This is a genomic window from Saccharopolyspora griseoalba, from assembly GCF_042665275.1.
In the GTDB taxonomy this organism is placed as follows: domain Bacteria; phylum Actinomycetota; class Actinomycetes; order Mycobacteriales; family Pseudonocardiaceae; genus Saccharopolyspora; species Saccharopolyspora griseoalba.
Genome location: NZ_JBHTCJ010000005.1, coordinates 92012 through 110501, shown reverse-complemented (window position 1 = coordinate 110501; position 18490 = coordinate 92012). Strand labels below are relative to the sequence as shown.

The following is an 18490-nucleotide window of genomic DNA, read 5'->3' as shown; positions in this document are numbered from 1 at the left end:
CTGGGGTGATCGCGAATGATCACTGAGCTCGGGTTCGCACTGGCAGCCGCAGGCTGGGCCAGCACCCACCTGCGCGTGGCGCAGCTGCAGCGGCGCCTTCGCACCGACGCCTTGACGGGGGTTGGCAACCGGCTCGCCCTCGAGCAAGTCGCGACTCGCTCCGCGGGACGGCCTACGGCCCTGTTCATGCTCGATCTCAACGAGTTCAAGGCGATCAACGACACCTTCGGCCACCGCTACGGCGACCAGGTCCTCGTCCACGTTGCGCGCCGACTCCGAGCACTGCAGAGCCGTGGACAGCTGGCTGTGCGCTTGTCCGGTGACGAGTTCGCCTTCTGGGCGGGCCGGTGGCAAGGCGGACAGCACTTCGAGGAGCTCAAGCGACGGCTGGCGGCGGCGGTGGCGGAGCCGATGACCATCGACGGCTACACGATCACGGTCACGGCAAGCGTCGGAGGCGCTGCCGGCACCGGACGCGTTGGTCTCGACGACTTGCTCGCCACGGCCGATCAGGACATGTACCGCGGGAAGCGCACCAGCGGCGCGGCCGGCCGGCCATCGCGGCGGCGAGCGACAGCGGCATAGGGCAACGAGCCGCGAGCGGTCGACGATGCGCCGTCCAGCGCGTTCTGGGCGGCGCGTCGGGTCCGCTCGGACCTCCGAGGACCCGGCTGAGGTGCTTCACCTTCCACAGCTCATCACCTCAGCCGGGCTCCACCACCCGAAGGAAGTGGAGATTCCATTGTCGTTGAACGAACAGCCGTTGCTCGTCGAGCCCACCCGCGCGCGCGAAGCCGGTGACGATCTGTCGCCTCACGAACGGGTTGAGGTCGCGGATCGACTGTCCGGCTTCATGGCCAGCGCCCTCGATTTCATCGATGCTTTCGTGCCCTTCGATGACGGCGGCGAAGCGGACCCCGACACTGGCCTGTCGCGTACACAGCTGCTCTCGCTGCTGATCGGGTTCGTCGGGTGCGATACCAATGAGTCACTCGACAGCCGCACCTACACGTTGGTCTACACGGATGGCGACTCCGGCAAGTCGAACTACCAGACGATCTGCATTCCGGATTACCGCGCGGCGTCGCCGGTTATGTTCAGCCGGGAGGGGCGAAACGCGCGGCTCGAACTCCGCTCGACCGGCGAGGTACTCGCGGATGTGCTCGTGCATTCGCAGATCTTCGGCGCGAGCAGCCACTACTACAGCCGCGTTTCTCCGGACTTCGTAGAGCTGCCCACGGCCACGATCATCTCGCCTTACACCACGTGCGCCGGAGGTTGTCTCGGATGCAGCAGGGGAGCGGTGAAGAGCTTCGCCCCACCACCGAAGGACTACATCAGCCGTCATGTCCAGCTGCTGGCGAACGACTTCGACGGACGCGGTTGGGACAGGTCCGAGCTCGTCTCGGTCAACATCACCACCGGCTGCCAACCGGACGAAGAGCGCGAGCTCGAGATGATGCTCCAGATCATCGAGGAATACAGGCGCCACGGGTTCACGAATGCCGCCTTCTTCCCGTTCACCTACGCCATCGATTCGGCAGCCGCGATGGAGCGACTCCGCGACGCGGGATGTTTCGGCTTCATCGGCACGGTCGAGTGCTTCAACGATGCCGAACGAGTTCGTCAGTGGGGACGCAAGAAGGGCTCGATCACCTTCGACCAGCACGTTGAGAAGTACCTTCGAGCTCGACGGGTCGGCTTCGACGTCGTCGAGACCGACTACGTTCTCGGAGCGGACTCCTACCTGGAGATGCTCGACGGTATCCGGGCTCTTGACTCCGCGGGCGTCGCCGTGGTCCCGAATATCAAGCGCAACTACACGCTTGACCAGCTCAACAGCAACCACGACGACATCTGGGACCTCGGCATGACCTACATCGCCGATGGATTCCACGCCGCTATGGCGACATACCGGAACGGCACGATCAAGCGCCGCGCGGCGCGGTACTCCGTCGACTTCCTGAACCGCCAAGGCTGGTCGGGGATCACCCTGCGAGACCTGCCGATCCGGCACACGTGATTCGCCTGTGGATTAGCCGAGCCGCCCGCCTGTTCTGGCGGGCGGCAACGGCCGAACAAGTCGATCTCACCGATTCCTGGAAATCACTCTACTGAGGAGACGCATGACCTGCGTGTTCTTTTCGATCCTCGCTGGACACGTGCGTGTCACGTCCTGGCCAGTGGCCAGAATCGTTCCAGCCGCCGTCCAGCGCAGTTGTCCGGGACGAAACCGAGTCCTGTGACCGGAACGGGCGGACCACCTGCCAGCGGCATCCGCACCACCTGCCCGTTCGGCCGCGCAGAACCGGTCAGTCCCAGCGCATCGGCTATGCCCCGACCTGAACGATGATCTTGCCGAGTTGCTGGTTGGATGCCATGTACTCGTGTGCGGCGACGATGTCGTCAAGCGCGAAGGTGGCGCTGATGACGGGCTTGAGATCGCCCTTCTCTAGGCCGTTGAAGACGAACTCGGCTGCCTGGGCGCGCCGGATGGGGTCTGTGGTGAGCTCGAATAGTTCATAGCCGCGGATCGTCAAGTGCTTGCCCAAGACGTCCATGACCGGCAGCGGGGTGTTCTCCGAGTCCAGAGCGCCGTAGACGAGGATGATTCCGTGCTCCGCGAGCGAGGCGGTGAGCTCGGCGAAGGCTGGACCGCCGACGGGGTCGAAGGCCACGCGGGCGCCGGCCCCGCCGGTGAGACGGTGCACTTCGGCGGCCACGTGTTGTTCCTGCGTGGCGATGACCGCGGCCGCACCATGGTCCAAGAGTGCCTGGCGCTTGCTGCTGGTACGGGACAATGCCACGGGCGTGGCTCCGACCATGGAGCAGATCTGGATCGCCGCCAGACCGACGCTACTGGAGGCGGCGGGGATGAGGACGGTGTCGCCCTCACCGACTCCGGCCAGGTCGATCAGTCCGCCGTAGGCGGTGATGAACATCATCCAGGCAGCCGCACCCTCGTCCCACGACAAGTGCTCGGGATGTTTGACCACAGCATGCGCCGGGGCTAGCACGACCTCACCGTGCATGCCGTAGTCGGTCATGCCGAACGCCGGGATAACACTAACCGCATCGCCGCTCCGGAGGTGAGTGACGTTCTCTCCGACGTCCCGGACCGTTCCGGCGACCTCATAACCGATCTTGGCCGGCAGCACTGGTTCCTGCACGTACTGCCCCTTGCGGAACATCTCTTCGGCCCGGTTCAGGCCCAGCGCCTGCGCCTCGATCACAACCTCGTCAGCTCCCGGTTGCGGGACCTCAACCTCGTCCAGACCCAGAACCGCGGGGCCTCCGGTCTCGTGGAAGCGCACGATGCGTGGCATGACCTGTCCGTCCTCTCCTGCAGCAGGCGGGATGAAGCACGGCTCCACTCCGCCCCATGTTCACTATCTGTCGAACATGAACACTACCTTATGTTCGCAATTCGTGAAACATCCGGGGTGCGATACTGGGTGGCATGGCAAGCAGGACCGCATCCCCACTGATACATCCCCGCGAGGAGGACATGCGCTTCCTCGACGTCGTCCACGCGTTGAGCGATCCGCTGCGCCTCGGGATCGTCGCGGCACTGGCCAGGACGCCTGATGTGCCATGTGGTGGGTTTGATCTTCCCGTGGGGAAATCGGCCAGCAGTCGCCACTTCCGCATCCTGCGCGAGTCAGGTGTGGTGCGTCAGTGGGACGAAGGAACCCGTCGCCTCAACACCCTGCGCAAATCCGAATGCGACCGCCGCTTCCCGGGACTGCTTGATCTGGCCATCCTCGAAGGCCAGCCCTTCCGAGTGGACGTCACGCACCACTCCGCCGAGGCGTCCAACTACTCTCGGTAGATGTCCGCGCTTCGTAATCCGGGCGCCTTGGGGCAGCAATACCAAAACACCGGGTTGCCGACCGTGCTGGCGAGTTCGACGTCCGCGAACGTCTCGGCGTGGGCACGGTGTCGCGGGCGCCGGCCACCTGCGGAGCGCAGCGCAGCGAGTAGACGTCCTGCACCCGGGTGCAGTCGGGGTCGGCGTGGGGTGTTTGAGGCGAGAGAGCCACGGCAACCCATGTACGGCCCGCTTTTCGCCGAGCGCCCGCGAGGCAAGCGTGGACACCCGCACACCGCTGGCCTTGGTGACCGGCGCATCGGCCGGGAGTTGGCGCGTTGCCTGGTCCGGGACGGCCAGGACCTCCTGCTGACCGCGGAGAACCCCCAGGTGCACGCCACCGCGCGCGAGGTGGAACGGATCGGCGTGGACGTCGAGACCGTGCAGGTCGACCTCGCCGAGCGCGGCGGCGTCGAGGAACTCGCCGGGCGGGTTGCCGCGTGACCGGGAAGGTGGGCACTGCCTGCCGTCAACATCATCACCAGCAAAGGCAGGGCCGCGACGCAAACCTGATTCCGCCTACACCTGCATGTCCTTCCGCGGTACGCGGGTGATGGCCTCCCGCTGCCGTGGACTCCGCAGGGCCTTGAACAAGCCCACTCATAATCAGCTCGTCGGCGACTCCTCCGCTACGGCGGGGGAGTCGCTTTTCGTTGTAATTCCGGTCGCTGGCACTTTGCACAGAACGAAGATCGTCGAAAGCGCGAGCCAGCCAGTGCCGACGAGGAGAATCGGACCGCCGCCGGAGGCCGCGGCTACGGGGCCGGCGACTGCCAAGGAGGTCGGCAGGAAGACCAGATTGCCGAGCTGCGACCAGGCGGCGACGCGGGATCGAGATGTCGCGGGGACGTGGCGCTGTAGCAGCGTCGACTGAATGGTCATGAAGAGTGCGCCTTGCGCTCCAACCGCGATCGCGAACGCGGCCACAAGCCATAGCGGCGCATTCATGGCCAAGAGCAGGAGGTAGGGAACCATGAGGAAGCCGACTGCATAGGCAGTTAGCAGGGGACGTTTCGGCTGCCAGTGCATAGCGCACAGGCCTCCTGCGATCGATCCAACCGCTTGCACGACGCCGATGGTCGCCCAGGCGCCCGCGCCGCCAAGATGCGCCTCGGCCAGTAACGGGCCAGCCACCATATGAGGGCCAATGACGAGCCCCTGGAGCAGCGCGTTATAGGAGATCAGGGACCGCAACCAGGGAGTCGATGCCACCATGCAGGCGCCTTCGCGGAGCTCACGCCACAAGCTCGACCGGTTTGCGTCGCGAGCTTGTTCTGGCAACCGGAGCAGGAACAGCGAGACCGCAGACGCGGCGAACGTCGCAGAGTCAACCAGAAGGGAGATCCCTGGCCCGGCGGTTGCTACCACGGCCCCGGCAACGCTGATGGCAAGCACCTTGTTCGCGTTGGTAGCCAGACCGAGCAGGGCGTTGGCGCGCTGGAGCTGCTCGTGGCGGACCAACGCAGGCACCAATCCGCTCGCAGCCGGCACGAAGGCCGCGGTCCCGACGCCGGCGAGCCCCTGAAGCAGCACGAGGTGCCATGCTTGCGCGGCTCCGAACACCAGAAGCAGGCCGGTCGTGAGTTGAGTGCCGCACCGCAGGAGGTCGGCGCCCAGCATCACCCAACGCCGATTCCAGCGGTCGCCGAGTGCACCGCCGAAGAGCACCAGCGCGGCGATGGGGACACGGTTCGCGGCTAGCGTCAGTCCGAGGAGGCCGGGACCCTCGAGGTGGAGCGCAGCGAATGCGATTGTCAGAGGAATCAGGCTGTCACCGAAGGTCGATAACGCCTGACCAGCGAAGTACAGCCTGAATTTGCTCCCCAGTTGGTGCACCTGCTCGTGTCCGCCTGACGTTAAAGCCACAGGATCATGAAACCGGGTCGGCGGGTGCCAATGGAAGAACGATGGCCAGCAGGCACGCGGAGGCTTCCAGATTCTGAACGCCTGTCAGCGTTGTTCTGACCTGTATGGAGCTGTGCATTTTGCACGTCGTACCCGCTCGGACAGTACGTTTTCGCCGAACTCGCCCCTGGGTGTCAGCTCGGTGCGGGACGATCAAGAGCATGGATCACGCGAACGCCCATGAAGTTGCGAAGCCTGTCCACGGGTCGTTGAGCTGGAGTGCTACGGGTTGGGAGGCCTTCTTCAAGGAAGGGATCGAGTCCCGAGACATCGAGCGGTGGGACGCCGATGGCCGGCCGCTGGTGGTCAGTGAGGAACACCGGGGCCTAGTGCGCGCCGAGGACCTGCCCGGGTTCGCCGGCATCGACATCTGTCACCGCCCGGTCGCGGTTGTGCCGGCCGCTGAGGGCACTGTCACTGCCGAAGGTCGGCCGGTACGTGCGTGGATGGTCGATTCCGACTCGTTCGCCTACCCGGTGACCGAAGACTTCTAGCCCCAGAACCGAATGATGGCCCCCTCAGCAAGTCGCTGAGAGGGCCATCATTCGGTTCTGGGGCTTCCGGTCGATGAGCCAGCTGTCGCGGTCGCCTGCGCGATGCTGCGGGGCTTCATGCTCGCCGGATACACCCCGCTCCCACTGAACGAGGCAGCGCGTTCGCCATCTGCCTGGCCGCGGGCGTCGGGGGGACGAGCCGGTCGGCCGCCGCATCGAGGTCGACATCCTGGATTCGCTAAGGCACTACTCGGCGACCGAGCTCATCTCCTCGGGTGTGGATGTCCGTACGGTGGTCGGCCGCCTCGGGCACGGAGCAGGCGGACAAATCAGGTGTCAACCAAACCCTGGGCGGACCCCTCAGCTCCGATGTCGCGCTTGGCAAGACCGGCACAAGACCGCTGACTCCGCCCAGAAGATGTGGACAGGGGATCAGTCGGTGTCGACGGAGGGCGCGGTTCGCCTGTGGTGGGAGCAGGACGCGGCGGAAGACTTGTCATGTCTTCTGCCGTCTCTAGTGTTAGCGCTTCTGGTTGATCCAGTCGTCTTCCGGCGGGGTCAGGTTGCCGTGGAAGATGAGCGAGTCGAGCCAGAGGCCCTGGTAGCCGTCGGATAGGGCAGCGGTTACCCATGTCATCAGGACGAACCCGCCGAGGAAGCTGCCGAGTGCGGGCAAGATCGGGACCCAGTCGAAGATGGCGGCGATGGCGGGGCCGAACGTGATCGCACCGGTGATGCCGTAGCCCACGCGCAATGGAACGATCCGCGGTTCCAAGGGGCTTTCCTTGGCACTGCGGCGTAGCGCGATGAGGCGAGCGGGGATGTAGGCGAACGAGACCGCGACGAACATGGCCGCGAACACGCCGAACTCGCTGCTGAGGTTGCCGGCGAGTAACCAGATGAGCGCGGCGAGCGCGAGCAGCGCCCAGAGTCCCATGACGATCCCGCTGCGGCGAGTCATCAGCCGCTCTCCCCTTCGGTTGCGGCGTCGTAACCTTCTTCGCCCAGCCAGCTACCGATACCGGAGCCGATGGCGCCGACGCCGACACCGACGATGACGCCGACTGGGCCGCCGACCATACCGCCGACTGCGGCGCCGGCCGCGATGCCACCGACGAGGCCGCCGCCGACGTTCGCGGCGGCCTTTCCGACCGGCTTGCCATCGTTGACGACTGCTTCGACCTGGAGGCCGACGGAGACGCCGGTTCCGACGACGGGAATCCTCTTGCCGACGGTCTTACCGAGCACGCGGGCGGTCTTGGGGCCGACGCCGATGCGGCGGTGCAGGCGGTCGGCTGCGACCTGGGTGTTCGCTGCGCGTGTTGAAGCGTTGTTGGCCTTCTCTGTGAACTTCTCCTGCAGAGAGAGGTAGTGGGCGCGCTGCGACGCAGTGAGTGCCGGGTCGTTTGCGGCTTGCCCGGCCTTTGCCGCCTGGTCGACGAACGATGCTGCTTTGGTGCGGAACGCATCCGCGGTCATCTGGGGCTGTGTGATCAGGCCGTGGTTGACCCCGACAAGGGACCACAGCGCGCCCTTCTGAAGCGATTCCAGCAGGCCAGACTCGTAGTCCATTGCAGAGGTCAAGGCCTTGTGGGCTTCGGCCTCTTTCTTCCGGGCCTGGTCCACGGTGGCCTTGGCTTCCTCGTAGCCCTTGACCTTGCGGTCGTAGGCTCCCTTGGCCGCCCTGTAGGCCTCGTACTCGTGCGTCGGCGCCACGGGCAGGGCAGTGGGATCGTCTGGGGCTGCAGGTGCTTGTGGTGCTGGCCCCGGTGACTCAATCGTGGACGGGGTTACCGTGACCCCGTGCTCGGCGGCCACACTGCGCGCCTGTTTGATCAAGCCGATCACGGTTTGCAGCTCATCGGCGAACGCCTTCAGTGCCTTTTCGGCTCGGCCCGCGGCCTCGGCCAGGTCGTCGGCGTATTTGCCTCTCTGCGACATCGCTTGGCGGAAGGCATCGCCTGCATCGCCGGCCCAGCATGACTCCGACTCGGATCGAGCCCGGTTGATTGCCGATCCTGTGTCGTACACGCCGCGGTCGATCTGGCCGAGGAGATCCGCTGCGCTCCGGCATGAGGACGGCGTTCCCTTCACGACCGTGTTGATCGGCTCCATTCGCTAGTTCCCCCCATTGCTCGGCAAAGGCACCGGTGGCAGCCCCTGCGCCGCGGCGTCGTCCGTCCTCTCGTAGTCGGTGCGGGCATTCGGCACTTGCTCGGCCTGCCCTTGCAGGTCATTGACCATCCCGCCGGTGACGTCGAAGAACGATGCGAGCACTGCTGTGACCTCGGCGGTGGACTGCCCTGCGTCCACAGGGCTGATTTCCCCTTCTGCGGTCTGGCGCAATCCGTCCAGCGCAGTGGTCAACGTGTTCGCGAGGCGAGTCATCTCCTCACCGGAACCGAACCCGGTCATGCGTCAGCGCTCCCATCCTGCTCGTGGCCGGGGACAATGGCGTCGACTACGACGGTGTCCGCGCCTGTTTGAGCGACGATGTCGTCAAGATCGCCAGTGGCCACCGAGATCCATGCCTGGTCTTGCCCGCAGCAGGCAACCAACGTGTCGAGGTCGCGGAAGACGGGCAGCGTCAGTTCGTCTGCGTCGGTGGCGCGAAGCTGGACCGTGACGTTGTGCTGGTCGCTTCCCATCGGTGCGGCGACCGGCAGGTACACGATGGTGCTTCCCGGTTGCTGCTCGGCCTCGGCCGGCTCGTCGACGTCTTCGTCGCCGACGGCCTCAGGGCCAATCACCGAGGGGGCCGCGTCGATGTCGTGCGCGTCAAACGCGCGCATGATCCTCCCCTTGATCACGGTCCGTCGATCAGCGATCACCGTATCTGACGTGCTGGCTCGTGTGGTGTGGGTTTCTACTCATCGTCGAGTCATCCGTTGATGGTCGTTGTCCTGCCGCGGCTGACGTGCTGCGATTCCCAATCGTCTGCGTAGCGGCGACTCGACTACTTGCCTCGACGAGGGAACGCCTGGTTCGTGCTCATCAATGCTGATGAGCACGAGCAGCAACAGGAGTAGCGGAAGCAGTTTGGAAAGTCGAAAGGCAGGGGTGAGAGCAACACGCCCGACCCCGGCGGTGTCCCGGTGTGGGCATTGGCCAGGGATCTAGGGTGTCGGGACGGCCTGACTCGCCCCAGGAACACCCGTTTGGTCCTGCGGTGCATCGTCGTTGATCGTCTACGTTGACGTCACGTGAAGTCGCTACGGAAGTACTGGGGATATGTTGTTGCGATTGTCGTGGTGTATGGCTGGTTCAGCGGTTCGTTAGGGCCGAATATCCTGGTCGTTCTGTCGGCGGTGGCTTTTCTCTACAGTCTCTTTCAGGCTCCCGTGTGGTGCTGTGCTGAGACCCGGAAGGAGGAGTTCTGTCGAAATAACGCGAGCGGGATCCTGATGGGCTGCTGGATCAGGGAACATCGGTGGCAGAAGCTCAAGTGGTTCGTTCGAAAATCAGCTTGGAGCCAGTTGATCAAGCGTCTGCTCTCGGGCTTCAATGGGATCGCGGCGAGCTTCTCGGCAGTAGGAACGCTGGTGTCAGCCGTGGCAGCAGTGATCACCTTGATGGTCAAGACGGCCTAGCCGTGAAAGTCTGTGGGGATCAGGCGCACGCCTGATCCCCACAGTGTGCCCGGAGATTTCGCTACGCTTCCGGGGCTGAGTATCACAAGAGCGGAGCGATACGGCCAGAACTACGAACGGCATGATGGTTTGCCCTCAGCTGTTCGGTATGCCGGGCACAGATCGGGCGAGCTCGCTTCCGAATCACTGGCTGGTTGGTTTGGTAATTCGTTTCGCGCCCGTAATTGCAGCTACGGCCTCGATTTCGTCTTCGTCGTAGAAGGTGCGCACGCTGCTGTGGGAGCCGAGGCCGGCGGCGGTGGCGAGAGTGTTGAGCGGGTAGGGGCGAGGGCCGACGAACTCCCGGCCGTAAGCGATGAGCATGCGCAGCTGGTGGTCGAGCTTGGAGCGCTCCTTGCGGACCATCTCGATTTCCGTGAGCAGAGGGTCGATGTCCTCGGCTTCCCACGCTCCGCGGAGATTGTGGGCGTAGTTGTCTTGGTCTTCGCGGATTTGGTCTTGAGCGTCGGGAAGCGCTTCCGGCGGCTGGACCTCCGAAGGCGAAGTGGGCAGCGGGTTCGCGAGAGCGGCGACGTGGTCGCAGATGTCCTTAGCAGCCATACTGGCAGTCTACATCATAGATGACGAAGTTCGTCAATCACGACGCTCGGCGTCGAACGTAGGGCTGGTGGGGCGTGGCATCACTCGTGGCATGAAATGGTGTGAATCAGGGTGGTCCGCGTGGGGTGGTGGGGGAGACTGTGCGGGCGAAGTTGCAGGTAGATGGCGGTGTTGGCGCCGTCGATCTCCCTTACAAGCAGGGGGTCGTTGGTTCGAACCCAACTGTGCCCACCATCGTTGACCTGGGGTTTTAGGTCGCAGTTCAGCGCTTCTGAATTGCGCGTGACACGGTCTATGACACATCCGGCCTTAATCTTGAGTCATGGCTCGTGGTCGGATCGCCAAGAAGCAGCGCGGTGCAGTCGATCGCCTCCCGAGCGGAGCTCTACGCGTAAGGGTGTCCGCGGGCATTGATCCGGTGACCAAGCGACGCTTGTTTCTGACTGAGGTGGTCCCACAGGGCCCGAACGACACCGCCGAGGCCGAGCGCGCACCCGCCTCCTGAACCAGGTCGACGAGGAGCTCAACCCCCGCACTCGGGCAACCGTCGGACAGTTGTTGAAGCGGTACCTGGATCAGTACTTCGAGGGCGAGCCTTCTACGCGGCAGCAGTACCGGGATTACGTGCGCAAGCACATCGCGCCGTTCATCGGGGAGGAGCCGGTCGGCCGCATCGACGCCGACATCCTGGATTCGCTGTACGCGGAGCTGCGTCGCTGCCGGGATCACTGCACGAACAAGCGGCGCGTTGACCATCGCACCTCGCGGAACCATGAGTGCGATGAGCGGTGTCGTCCGCATCAGTGCAAGCCGCTGGGGGCGACGGCGATCCGCCAGATCCACTACCTGCTGTCGGGCGCTTACAAGCGTGCGGTGCGCTGGGGCTGGGTGTCCAAGAACCCGACGGTGGACGTCGATCCGCCGGCGTCCCCACCGGCCGATCCGAGCCCGCCGACTGCTGACGAGTCGGCGCGGATCCTGACCGAGGCGTGGCAGGACGAGGATTGGGGCAGCCTGCTGTGGCTGGCGATGACGACTGGCGCGCGCCGAGGTGAGTTGTGCGCGTTGCGGTGGGCGGATTTCGAGCCTGACGCCGCGGTTGTCACGCTCAAGCGCGCGATTTCGTGGGATCCGGAGAAGCGGGTCTGGTACGAGAAGGACACCAAGACCCACCAGCAGCGCCGAGTCGCGCTCGACCCCGTCACCGTCGAGGTGCTCACTGAGCATCGAGAACGCTGCGAAAAGCGCGCCGTCGCTATCGGCCTGAGTCTCGAGCGAGAGGCGTTCATGTTCTCGCAGTCGCCCGATGCGGCCGAGTACCAGAAGCCGAGCTCGGTGACCCAACGCTATGAGCGGATGGTCAAGCGCCTCGGCATCAACACCACCCTGCACAAGCTGCGACACTACTCGGCGACCGAGCTCATCTCCTCGGGAGTTGATGTCCGCACGGTGGCCGGTCGCCTCGGACACGGTTCCGGCGGGCAAACGACCTTGCGGGTCTACACGGCGTGGGTCTCGGAGGCTGACCAGCGCGCGTCGAGTGCGTTGGCGGATCGGGTGCCGGAGCGGCCGAAGCCGTTGACCTCGGCGGAGCGAATCCGGGCGAACCCCAGGAATCCGTACGAGAGGCTCGCGGTCGATGTCTACGGCCAGGTCGAGCGCGGTGAGCTGTTCGCCGGCGATGAGCTACCGCCGATGAAGCGGCTCGCCGCCGACTACGGGATCTCGGTCGGGACCGTCCAGCGGGCGGTCCAACTGCTGCAGGACTGGGGCACGGTCGAGGTCGCGCGCGGTAGGCGCGCACAGGTCCGTGCGAACTACGCCGACACGGCCAGCGCGGAGTCCGCGACTGCCCTGGCGCGCCAAGAGACGGCGAGTACTGTTCCCAAGCCGCAAAGGTAGCCAACGGTGATCGACTTTGATCCGTTGTCGTAATCACGCAGGTCTAGCGTTGGCCCATGCAGCGCGAGTGGCAGCCGGATGAGTTGGTGGGATCGTGGACTCTGGTCGTGTGATGTCGGCGATCCTGCCCTCGACACGGCAACGGATGCGGGACGCACCGGCGATGACCGGAGCCGAGGAAGATCCTCCGGGCGTCGCGGCCGACGGCCAGGATCAGGTCGGCGGGCCCCAGCCGAGCGGCGAGACCGTTGGTACACGCCCGGCCGGGGTGCCCCGGGCCACGGGGCACTCTCCACTCAGCCGGCGGTGAACGCCTCGTCGACGGTCAGCGTGTCCTCGTATACGTGCATGCGCACGATCCGGCTGTCCTCGACCACCAGGTGCATGGCCGCCGGTGTGGTGAACTCCTTACCGCTGGCCAGAACGGTGTGCGTGAAGTCCGCCAGCAGCATCACATCACCACCGTCGACGATGACGCGCTCCAGCACGACCTTGCTCCTGCCGTGCACGAAGTGCGGCCACATCGTGGTGAAGTACGGCGCGACCTCCTCCCGCCGGGTACGGCGCCCGGTCCAGGGCAGCGCGTCACTGCCGGGGACGTGCCAGTCGATCTCCTCGGCGAACAGTTCCTGGATGCCGTCGGCGTCCTGCCTGCCGAGGCGCTCCACGAACTCCTCGGCCACACTCCGCGAGGTCTGAGTATCTGTTGCCATCGTCCTTGTCCTTTGTCTTCTCGTTCGCATGAGGTGTGTCGGTCGGGCCTCAGCCCTGGAACAGGAAGTGCCTGCGTCCCGCGTCGCCGACTTGGGTCCTAGAGCTGTGTGGCGCCGCCGTCGACGAACAGTTCCGCGCCGGTGGTGAAAGTGCTGTGGTCGCCGGCCAGGTAAAGGGCGGTGGCGGCGACCTCGTCGGGACGGCCGGCGCGGCCGAGCGGGGTCGGTGGGGCGGGCTCGCCCGCGGTGGGCTGATCGTCGTGCGGGAAGGTGGCGAGGAGCTCGTCCAGGCCCGGGGTCTCGACGGGGCCGGGGGTGAGGGTGTTGACGCGGATGCCGCGGCCGGCCAGCTCGGCGGCCCAGGTGCGGGCGAGGCTGCGGATCGCGGCCTTGGTGGCGGCGTAGACGCCCAGACCGGGTGTGGCCCGCAAGGCGGAGCTGGAGGAGAGCAGCATCACCGAGGCGCCGCCCGTCAGCAGCGGCAGCGCCTTCTGGACGGTGAAGACCGTGCCCTTGATATTGATCGAGGTAGTGCGGTCGTACTCCTCCTCGGTGATCGCGCCGAGCGGGCCGCAGTCTCCGACCCCGGCGTTGGCCACCACAATGTCCAGGCGGCCGCTGCGGTTCGCGATCTCGGCGAAGAGCCGGTCGAGGTCACCGAGGTCCGAGGCATCGCCCTGGATGGCGATGCCTCGGGCGCCGACCTGCTCGACGGCGGCGTACAGCTCGGCCTCGCGGCGGCCGGTGAGGTAGACGGTCGCGCCCTCGGCGGCGAAACGGCGGGCGATCGCCAAGCCGATGCCGCTGGAAGCGCCGGTGACGAGGGCGCTCTTGCCGTCCAGCTGTCCCATGAGATCCTCCCTCCGATCCTTGACGTAACAATTTTTGTTACATTTATGGCCGCAGGCACTGGCCTCCCTCGATCAGGGGAAGTCAATGGTCCGAGGTCAGGTGGCCTTCAAAACGTCCCGCAGCACGTCTTCCAGCGTGGTCCTGGCCAGCTCCCCACGCAGGGCGGCCTCCACCTCGTCGTACACGGCGGTCAACGCCGGCCCGATGCCGTGGCCCACGACGCACTCGGGGTCCGGTGTCGCGCGGTGCAGGGCGAAGACCGGTCCCGGCTCGATCGCCTGGTAGACGTCGAGCAGGGTGATCGCCGCCAGGTCCCGCGCGAGCATCCAGCCCGCCCCCGCCCCCCGCTGCGAATCGACCAGGCCGGCCTTGCGCAGCTCGGCCAGCAGGCGGCGGATCACCACCGGGTTGGTGTTGACGCTCGTCGCGATCTGCTCGGAGGTGGCGACTTCGTGGCCGCGCCGCTGGTACAGCCCGATCCATGTCAGGGCGTGCGTTGCGATGGTCAGCCTGCTGTTGGCGCCCACGCCGTACTCCACCTCCCTCGCCCTTCGGCTCTAGTCGTAACAGTATTAGTTACAACGACATGCGGCAAGTCCTGCGGGCCAGCCCCCGGCCGGACCGGGCGCGTGCCCGGTCACAGGGCGGAGTCGAGAGCATTGCTCGGCCCACCGCTGCTCGCCTGGGGATCTCATTCCGGACGCCGGGTCGCCCGATCGGCACCCTTTGCGACGCAGACGGAGCCCCCGGCGAGCTGACGCGACGAGCTCGCCGAGTTCCTCGCCCGCCACACCCCGGAGATCTCGTGAAACGCCCCTGCCCACCGCCGCAACCGTCCGCACCGCGAGGGACACCGCATTCGCCGACGCCGCCGCCAACGGACGCTGCCCCACCATCACGGCCGAAGAGCGCTACCTCGGGATCGCACACGCGACGTCCTACCGCCACTACCAGGACCTGATCACCGACTACTTCCAACCCCGCGCTCGCGCCGCAATCGAGCCCAGCTCGCCGACCGCCGCTGCACCGTGGCCTCCGTAACGGGGGCGATGCTGACCGGCGGTCTGCCTGTCTGAGCGCGGATGCGGCGTCGTGTGCACGGCGTTCCCACCTCCGTACGCTCAGCAGCTGGCTGTCAGTATCATGCAGCGCGATGTGCTCGGAGTCCTCACCGAAGCGCCCGCGGGTTTACCTCCACGTAGGCGCGCCCAAGACCGGAACAACCTTTCTGCAGGGTGTGCTGTGGGAGAACCGCGGCTCCCTCGAGCAGCAAAACGTGTGGCTGCCAGGTGCGCACCCTGAGGACCATTTCAACGCAGGGTTCGACCTTCGAGGTGTTGAGCAGGACGCGGACGATCCACGCGAGCGCTGGGCTGGCGCCTGGGACGCGATGGCCGCGGAGATCCGCGGCAGCGGCAGCGGCAGCGACGTCGTCGTCGTGTCGGACGAGCGGCTCGCGGCCTGCACGATCGAGGAGGTCGCCCGTTCGGTGGCCTCGCTGGCTCCTGCCGAGGTCCACGTGGTCTACACCACGCGCGGACTGGCGGAGCTGTTCCCCGCCGAGTGGCAGGAGCACGTCAAAGACGGTGGCGACACGCGGACGTTCGACGCCTGGCTGCGCGACGTCGTCGCGGCCAAGGACGAGGGCGGGGAGTGGTTCTGGGAGGTCCACGACGTCACCGACGTGCTGCGGCGCTGGGGTTCGGCGGTGCCGGCGGAGCGGCTGCACGTCTTGACCCTCCCGCCGCCGGGTTCGCCGCCCGAACTGCTGTGGGAGCGATTCACGTCCGTGCTGGGCATCGACCCGGGCGGAGTGGACACCGGTGTGCGAGCCAATTCCTCGATCGGCGCGGAGGGCGCACAGGTGTTGCGGCTCGTCAACGAGGCCCTGCCGCCGGACTTTCCGGTCTGGCACCGGGTGCTGCTGGCCCGCGATCTTCTCGCCCACACCATTCTCGCCACCCGTGAGACCAAGACGCGGATCACCTTGCCCGCGGAGTGGGCGCAGTGGGTACGGGAATATACGGACCAGCTGGTGGCTGAGCTCAAGAGCCAGGACTTCCACGTTGTCGGGGACCTCAACGAGCTGATGCCCGGTGACGACGTGTTCGAGCGAACAGCGGAACTCAACCCATCGGACGTGCTCGATACCGCCACGGACTCCATTGCGCGCCTGCTGGTGCACATGAGCAACGAGCGTGACCTGGCAAGGGAAGAAGCCAGGCAGGAGGAGGCCGAGAGGATCCACCGCGAGCACCGGCAGCTGGCGCCGGTCGACCGCATCAAACGCACGGTCGTCGAACTCGGCGAGCAGTGGAAACTCGTGCGCACCATGCTCGTCGTCTGGCGGAAGATGAAGTCCCTGCGCAAGTAGCGCGGGCTCCAGCCCACAGCCCTTCTCGGTCTGCGGGTCCGCTTCGTTCCTGGACGCGCTGCTGGCGGTGGTGGACCACCTGATCGGCAGCGCTACGCCCGGAAAGCACCCCATCGGCCGGTTGGACGAACGCCCGTTTCCCGGCGCCACCGGTGAGAGTTGTCGGCCGTCGTGTGGCCGTGCAACCGCTACCGCACGATCATCGGCACAGCCCGGGATTCCTCGGGGGAGAACCCGAGGTCGGCGGAGAGGTCGGTGCGCAAGTCGTCGCCGTCGAGGACTTCCACCCGGCGCCCGTGGTCGTCCAGGTGCTCGGCCACCGCTTGGGCCAGGGTGGATTTGCCGGCTGCTGTTTGCTGCCGCGGAGGTCGTGGCGTGTCTGGAGATCGGTCGGATCGTTGCGTACGCGCTCGTCAGCTCCGGCGAGCACGAAACGGTGCGGAGTGGTCTGCATCGTCGAGTGCCGTGACGGCGGTTGAGGAGTACGTCAACCGGCTTCGGGGGGTCGAGTCCTACGCCTCGTCGTGGCATCACTCGTGGCATGAAATGGTGTGAATCAGGGTGGTCCGCGTGGGGTGGTGGGGGAGACTGTGCGGGCGAAGTTGCAGGTAGATGGCGGTGTTGACGCCGTCGATCTCCCTTGCAAGCAGGGGGTCGTTGGTTCGAACCCAACTGTGCCCACCGTCTTTGACCTGGGGTTTTAGGTAGCAGTTCAGATCGTGCCGGATCTTCGTGGCACGAGTTGTGGCACGAACCGCCTTAGCCTTGATGCACGGCGAGGTCGAGACCGCGGCGACTAGGCAACGTAGAGAAGCTCCCGAACGGCAACCTCCGCGTCCGCGTCTACGCCGGCACCGACGAAGCTCGCCGTGCGGGCAAGCTCAGAGGCAGGCAGCCGACGTTCTCCAAGCGGCAGGACGCCGAAGTGCGCCGCATGCGCGACTCCGGTGACTACACCACCGCCGAGATCGCCGAGCTGTTCTCCACCACCCGCCCCACGATCTACCGCTCCCTCGCGCGCACCGACCAGCGAGCACGGCCAGTCACGCCCGCCGTTGGCGCGCGGCCCTCAGGATCGATCTGAGGGCCGCTGCGCCGCTCCGGGCCATCACACCGGCAGAGTCGTGAAAACCGCTCTGCGAGGCGTGGTGCTGCGATGACTGGTGCGGTTCGAAGTCACTGCTCGACGTCCCGGTCGCCGCCGAGCAGCTTGTCGCGGGTGAGCAGGTGGACTACCTCCCAGAATCCTGCCGCCAGCACGAACACCAGCAACAACCCCAGCATGTGGATCAGTAGTGGTTCCTGGGACAGCTCGGCCACATCCAGCAGTCCGAGCAGCACCGTCACACCGGCCGCCGAGCCCAACGCGGACACGTGCCGTCGCCGAGCACGTTTCGCCTTGGTCATGGTCCCCTCGCTTCTAGATGTTCACGCCGACACGCGCATGCCGCGCATCAGGTGTTCCACTTGATGATGATCCACAGCACGGCAGTAGCGATCGGCTTCTTCAGCTTGTCGGCCAACCACTTCCACGGAATGATGCCCTGGATGCAGCCGCCGACGAGTGCGTAGACACGCGACTCGGCCGTGGCCTGCTCGCCCTTGTGGACCAGGTTGATGATCTCGTTGATCCCGGCGGCCCCGAGGCCGTTGATGACGCACCGGGCGATGATCGGCAGGGCCGCGGCGACGAAGGCGGGCAACGCCATCGGCTCGACCTCTCCCGCATCGGCGGCCTCGCGTCGGGCCTGGTCGTAGGATTCCTGCAGCGCGTTGGCCTGCTGCACGTACTCCTGCTGCGCCTGCTCGTCGTCCGGGAACAGGATCCGGGCGGCTTCCTCCGGGGCCGCCTCTTCGGGAATGCTCACAAGCTTGGCGGACAAAGCAGCACTCATGATCGGTTACCTCCCCAGGTCACACGTGCCCGAAACCGTCAGTTTCGAGCAGAGCCCCCCAGTGGACTCGTGATCGCGAGCATGCCAGTTCCCTCACGGCGCACGGGGCCAAACGGAGAAATCGCCACCGCTTGAACCGAGGGCACGGCCGAGCAGCGAGAACTCGGTGGGCCGGAAGGATCCGCCCCTCGGAGGGCTCGCCGCTGCCTTGCCCCTTGGGTCAGCTTCAGGAGTCCAGGGCGTACGTCATTCTCCAGCGTCATGTGACCAGGAGTGTCGATCGCTCATGCCGTC

Annotated in this window: 20 protein-coding genes and 3 pseudogenes; 9 read left to right on the top strand and 14 right to left on the bottom strand. The window is 66.0% G+C overall.

Translation table 11 applies throughout. The features are described 5' to 3' along the window. Positions 1-15 precede the first annotated feature (15 nt). Together ACFQRI_RS11585 and ACFQRI_RS11580 are read left to right on the top strand one after the other, a co-directional pair. Positions 16-585 carry a GGDEF domain-containing protein gene (locus ACFQRI_RS11585; protein ID WP_380667548.1) on the top strand — a complete coding sequence of 190 codons (570 nt, stop codon included), beginning with the start codon at positions 16-18 and terminating at the stop codon, positions 583-585. Positions 586-742: 157 nt separating this feature from the next. Continuing rightward, entirely contained in the window at positions 743-2023 is a 1281-nt protein-coding gene (locus ACFQRI_RS11580; RefSeq protein ID WP_380667546.1) for a radical SAM family protein, read from the top strand. 307 nt (positions 2024-2330) lie between these two features. On the opposite strand, the gene ACFQRI_RS11575 is transcribed toward ACFQRI_RS11580, so the two are convergent. After that, positions 2331-3326 carry a zinc-dependent alcohol dehydrogenase family protein gene (locus ACFQRI_RS11575; RefSeq protein WP_380667544.1) on the bottom strand — a complete coding sequence of 332 codons (996 nt, stop codon included), beginning with the start codon at positions 3324-3326 and terminating at the stop codon, positions 2331-2333. 182 nt (positions 3327-3508) lie between these two features. Between ACFQRI_RS11575 and ACFQRI_RS11570 the strand changes: the two genes are divergently transcribed. After that, positions 3509-3832, top strand: coding sequence for an ArsR/SmtB family transcription factor (locus tag ACFQRI_RS11570; RefSeq protein WP_380667542.1), 324 nt, complete (start codon positions 3509-3511; stop codon positions 3830-3832). Between the two features lie 47 nt (positions 3833-3879). Here the strand turns inward: ACFQRI_RS11570 and ACFQRI_RS11565 are convergent. After that, positions 3880-4019 (bottom strand): annotated as a pseudogene (locus tag ACFQRI_RS11565) (aromatic amino acid lyase); the annotation flags it as partial. A gap of 122 nt (positions 4020-4141) precedes the next feature. On the opposite strand from ACFQRI_RS11565, the gene ACFQRI_RS11560 reads away from it, so the two are divergent. After that, entirely contained in the window at positions 4142-4315 is a 174-nt protein-coding gene (locus ACFQRI_RS11560) for an SDR family oxidoreductase (protein WP_380667540.1), read from the top strand. Positions 4316-4477: 162 nt separating this feature from the next. Here the strand turns inward: ACFQRI_RS11560 and ACFQRI_RS11555 are convergent, their stop codons facing one another. Further along, positions 4478-5707 (bottom strand): MFS transporter, encoded by a 1230-nt coding sequence (locus tag ACFQRI_RS11555; protein WP_380667538.1) that lies wholly within the window; start codon positions 5705-5707, stop codon positions 4478-4480. Positions 5708-5937: 230 nt separating this feature from the next. On the opposite strand from ACFQRI_RS11555, the gene ACFQRI_RS11550 reads away from it, so the two are divergent. Next, on the top strand, positions 5938-6270 hold the full coding sequence (locus tag ACFQRI_RS11550) for a hypothetical protein (protein ID WP_380667536.1): 333 nt from the start codon (positions 5938-5940) through the stop codon (positions 6268-6270). Positions 6271-6790: 520 nt separating this feature from the next. Here the strand turns inward: ACFQRI_RS11550 and ACFQRI_RS11545 are convergent. From ACFQRI_RS11545 to ACFQRI_RS11530, 4 genes are read right to left on the bottom strand one after another with little or no spacing between them, the layout of a single operon-like run. After that, on the bottom strand, positions 6791-7231 hold the full coding sequence (locus ACFQRI_RS11545; RefSeq protein WP_380667534.1) for a hypothetical protein: 441 nt from the start codon (positions 7229-7231) through the stop codon (positions 6791-6793). Further along, the gene (locus ACFQRI_RS11540; protein ID WP_380667532.1) at positions 7231-8385 is read right to left on the bottom strand and encodes a WXG100 family type VII secretion target; all 1155 of its coding nucleotides are present in this window, start codon (positions 8383-8385) and stop codon (positions 7231-7233) included. Before ACFQRI_RS11540 ends, ACFQRI_RS11545 begins: the two co-directional genes overlap by 1 nt. Positions 8386-8388: 3 nt before the next feature. Then, on the bottom strand, positions 8389-8685 hold the full coding sequence (locus ACFQRI_RS11535) for a hypothetical protein (RefSeq protein WP_380667530.1): 297 nt from the start codon (positions 8683-8685) through the stop codon (positions 8389-8391). Then, the gene (locus tag ACFQRI_RS11530; protein WP_380667528.1) at positions 8682-9062 is read right to left on the bottom strand and encodes an SAV_915 family protein; all 381 of its coding nucleotides are present in this window, start codon (positions 9060-9062) and stop codon (positions 8682-8684) included. Before ACFQRI_RS11530 ends, ACFQRI_RS11535 begins: the two co-directional genes overlap by 4 nt. 411 nt (positions 9063-9473) lie before the next feature. Here ACFQRI_RS11530 and ACFQRI_RS11525 point away from each other — a divergent pair, with 411 nt between their 5' ends. Next, complete coding sequence (locus tag ACFQRI_RS11525; protein WP_380667526.1) at positions 9474-9860, top strand: hypothetical protein; 387 nt, start codon at positions 9474-9476, stop codon at positions 9858-9860. 183 nt (positions 9861-10043) lie between these two features. Here ACFQRI_RS11525 and ACFQRI_RS11520 read toward each other — a convergent pair whose 3' ends face one another. After that, entirely contained in the window at positions 10044-10460 is a 417-nt protein-coding gene (locus ACFQRI_RS11520) for a hypothetical protein (protein ID WP_380667524.1), read from the bottom strand. Between the two features lie 555 nt (positions 10461-11015). Here ACFQRI_RS11520 and ACFQRI_RS11515 point away from each other — a divergent pair. Beyond that, entirely contained in the window at positions 11016-12362 is a 1347-nt protein-coding gene (locus ACFQRI_RS11515; RefSeq protein ID WP_380667522.1) for a tyrosine-type recombinase/integrase, read from the top strand. A gap of 296 nt (positions 12363-12658) precedes the next feature. Here the strand turns inward: ACFQRI_RS11515 and ACFQRI_RS11510 are convergent, their stop codons facing one another. The 3 genes from ACFQRI_RS11510 to ACFQRI_RS11500 all read right to left on the bottom strand — a co-directional run bounded on the left by ACFQRI_RS11510 (position 12659) and on the right by ACFQRI_RS11500 (position 14454). Next, positions 12659-13075: a nuclear transport factor 2 family protein gene (locus ACFQRI_RS11510; protein WP_380667520.1), complete on the bottom strand. Its 417-nt coding sequence runs from the start codon at positions 13073-13075 to the stop codon at positions 12659-12661. Between the two features lie 98 nt (positions 13076-13173). Further along, complete coding sequence (locus ACFQRI_RS11505) at positions 13174-13926, bottom strand: SDR family NAD(P)-dependent oxidoreductase (protein ID WP_380667518.1); 753 nt, start codon at positions 13924-13926, stop codon at positions 13174-13176. A 96-nt stretch (positions 13927-14022) separates the two neighbouring features. Continuing rightward, positions 14023-14454, bottom strand: a complete 432-nt coding sequence (locus tag ACFQRI_RS11500; RefSeq protein WP_380667517.1) for an Rrf2 family transcriptional regulator — start codon at positions 14452-14454, stop codon at positions 14023-14025. Between the two features lie 626 nt (positions 14455-15080). On the opposite strand from ACFQRI_RS11500, the gene ACFQRI_RS11495 reads away from it, so the two are divergent. Next, entirely contained in the window at positions 15081-16301 is a 1221-nt protein-coding gene (locus ACFQRI_RS11495) for a hypothetical protein (protein WP_380667515.1), read from the top strand. Positions 16302-16489: 188 nt separating this feature from the next. On the opposite strand, the pseudogene ACFQRI_RS11490 reads toward ACFQRI_RS11495, so the two are convergent. Beyond that, a pseudogene (locus tag ACFQRI_RS11490) lies at positions 16490-16642 on the bottom strand (adenylyl-sulfate kinase); the annotation flags it as partial. Between the two features lie 557 nt (positions 16643-17199). On the opposite strand from ACFQRI_RS11490, the pseudogene ACFQRI_RS11485 reads away from it, so the two are divergent. Next, positions 17200-17385: pseudogene (locus ACFQRI_RS11485) on the top strand (helix-turn-helix domain-containing protein); the annotation flags it as partial. A 92-nt stretch (positions 17386-17477) separates the two neighbouring features. On the opposite strand, the gene ACFQRI_RS11480 reads toward ACFQRI_RS11485, so the two are convergent. Both ACFQRI_RS11480 and ACFQRI_RS11475 read right to left on the bottom strand, forming a co-directional pair. Next, positions 17478-17708, bottom strand: a complete 231-nt coding sequence (locus tag ACFQRI_RS11480; protein ID WP_380667513.1) for a hypothetical protein — start codon at positions 17706-17708, stop codon at positions 17478-17480. Positions 17709-17755: 47 nt separating this feature from the next. Further along, the gene (locus ACFQRI_RS11475) at positions 17756-18196 is read right to left on the bottom strand and encodes a hypothetical protein (protein ID WP_380667511.1); all 441 of its coding nucleotides are present in this window, start codon (positions 18194-18196) and stop codon (positions 17756-17758) included. Between the last annotated feature and the right edge of the window lie 294 nt (positions 18197-18490).

Excerpts from the sequence above, each read along its gene's own strand:
- ACFQRI_RS11585 (WP_380667548.1), top strand. The coding sequence starts at position 16 with ATGATCACTGAGCTCGGGTTCGCACTGGCAGCCGCAGGCTGGGCCAGC.
- ACFQRI_RS11575 (WP_380667544.1), bottom strand. The coding sequence starts at position 3,326 with ATGCCACGCATCGTGCGCTTCCACGAGACCGGAGGCCCCGCGGTTCTG.
- ACFQRI_RS11570 (WP_380667542.1), top strand. The coding sequence starts at position 3,509 with ATGCGCTTCCTCGACGTCGTCCACGCGTTGAGCGATCCGCTGCGCCTC.
- ACFQRI_RS11550 (WP_380667536.1), top strand. The coding sequence starts at position 5,938 with ATGGATCACGCGAACGCCCATGAAGTTGCGAAGCCTGTCCACGGGTCG.
- ACFQRI_RS11545 (WP_380667534.1), bottom strand. The coding sequence starts at position 7,231 with ATGACTCGCCGCAGCGGGATCGTCATGGGACTCTGGGCGCTGCTCGCG.
- ACFQRI_RS11540 (WP_380667532.1), bottom strand. The coding sequence starts at position 8,385 with ATGGAGCCGATCAACACGGTCGTGAAGGGAACGCCGTCCTCATGCCGG.
- ACFQRI_RS11535 (WP_380667530.1), bottom strand. The coding sequence starts at position 8,685 with ATGACCGGGTTCGGTTCCGGTGAGGAGATGACTCGCCTCGCGAACACG.
- ACFQRI_RS11530 (WP_380667528.1), bottom strand. The coding sequence starts at position 9,062 with ATGCGCGCGTTTGACGCGCACGACATCGACGCGGCCCCCTCGGTGATT.
- ACFQRI_RS11520 (WP_380667524.1), bottom strand. The coding sequence starts at position 10,460 with ATGGCTGCTAAGGACATCTGCGACCACGTCGCCGCTCTCGCGAACCCG.
- ACFQRI_RS11510 (WP_380667520.1), bottom strand. The coding sequence starts at position 13,075 with ATGGCAACAGATACTCAGACCTCGCGGAGTGTGGCCGAGGAGTTCGTG.
- ACFQRI_RS11505 (WP_380667518.1), bottom strand. The coding sequence starts at position 13,926 with ATGGGACAGCTGGACGGCAAGAGCGCCCTCGTCACCGGCGCTTCCAGC.
- ACFQRI_RS11495 (WP_380667515.1), top strand. The coding sequence starts at position 15,081 with ATGTGCTCGGAGTCCTCACCGAAGCGCCCGCGGGTTTACCTCCACGTA.
- ACFQRI_RS11480 (WP_380667513.1), bottom strand. The coding sequence starts at position 17,708 with ATGACCAAGGCGAAACGTGCTCGGCGACGGCACGTGTCCGCGTTGGGC.
- ACFQRI_RS11475 (WP_380667511.1), bottom strand. The coding sequence starts at position 18,196 with ATGAGTGCTGCTTTGTCCGCCAAGCTTGTGAGCATTCCCGAAGAGGCG.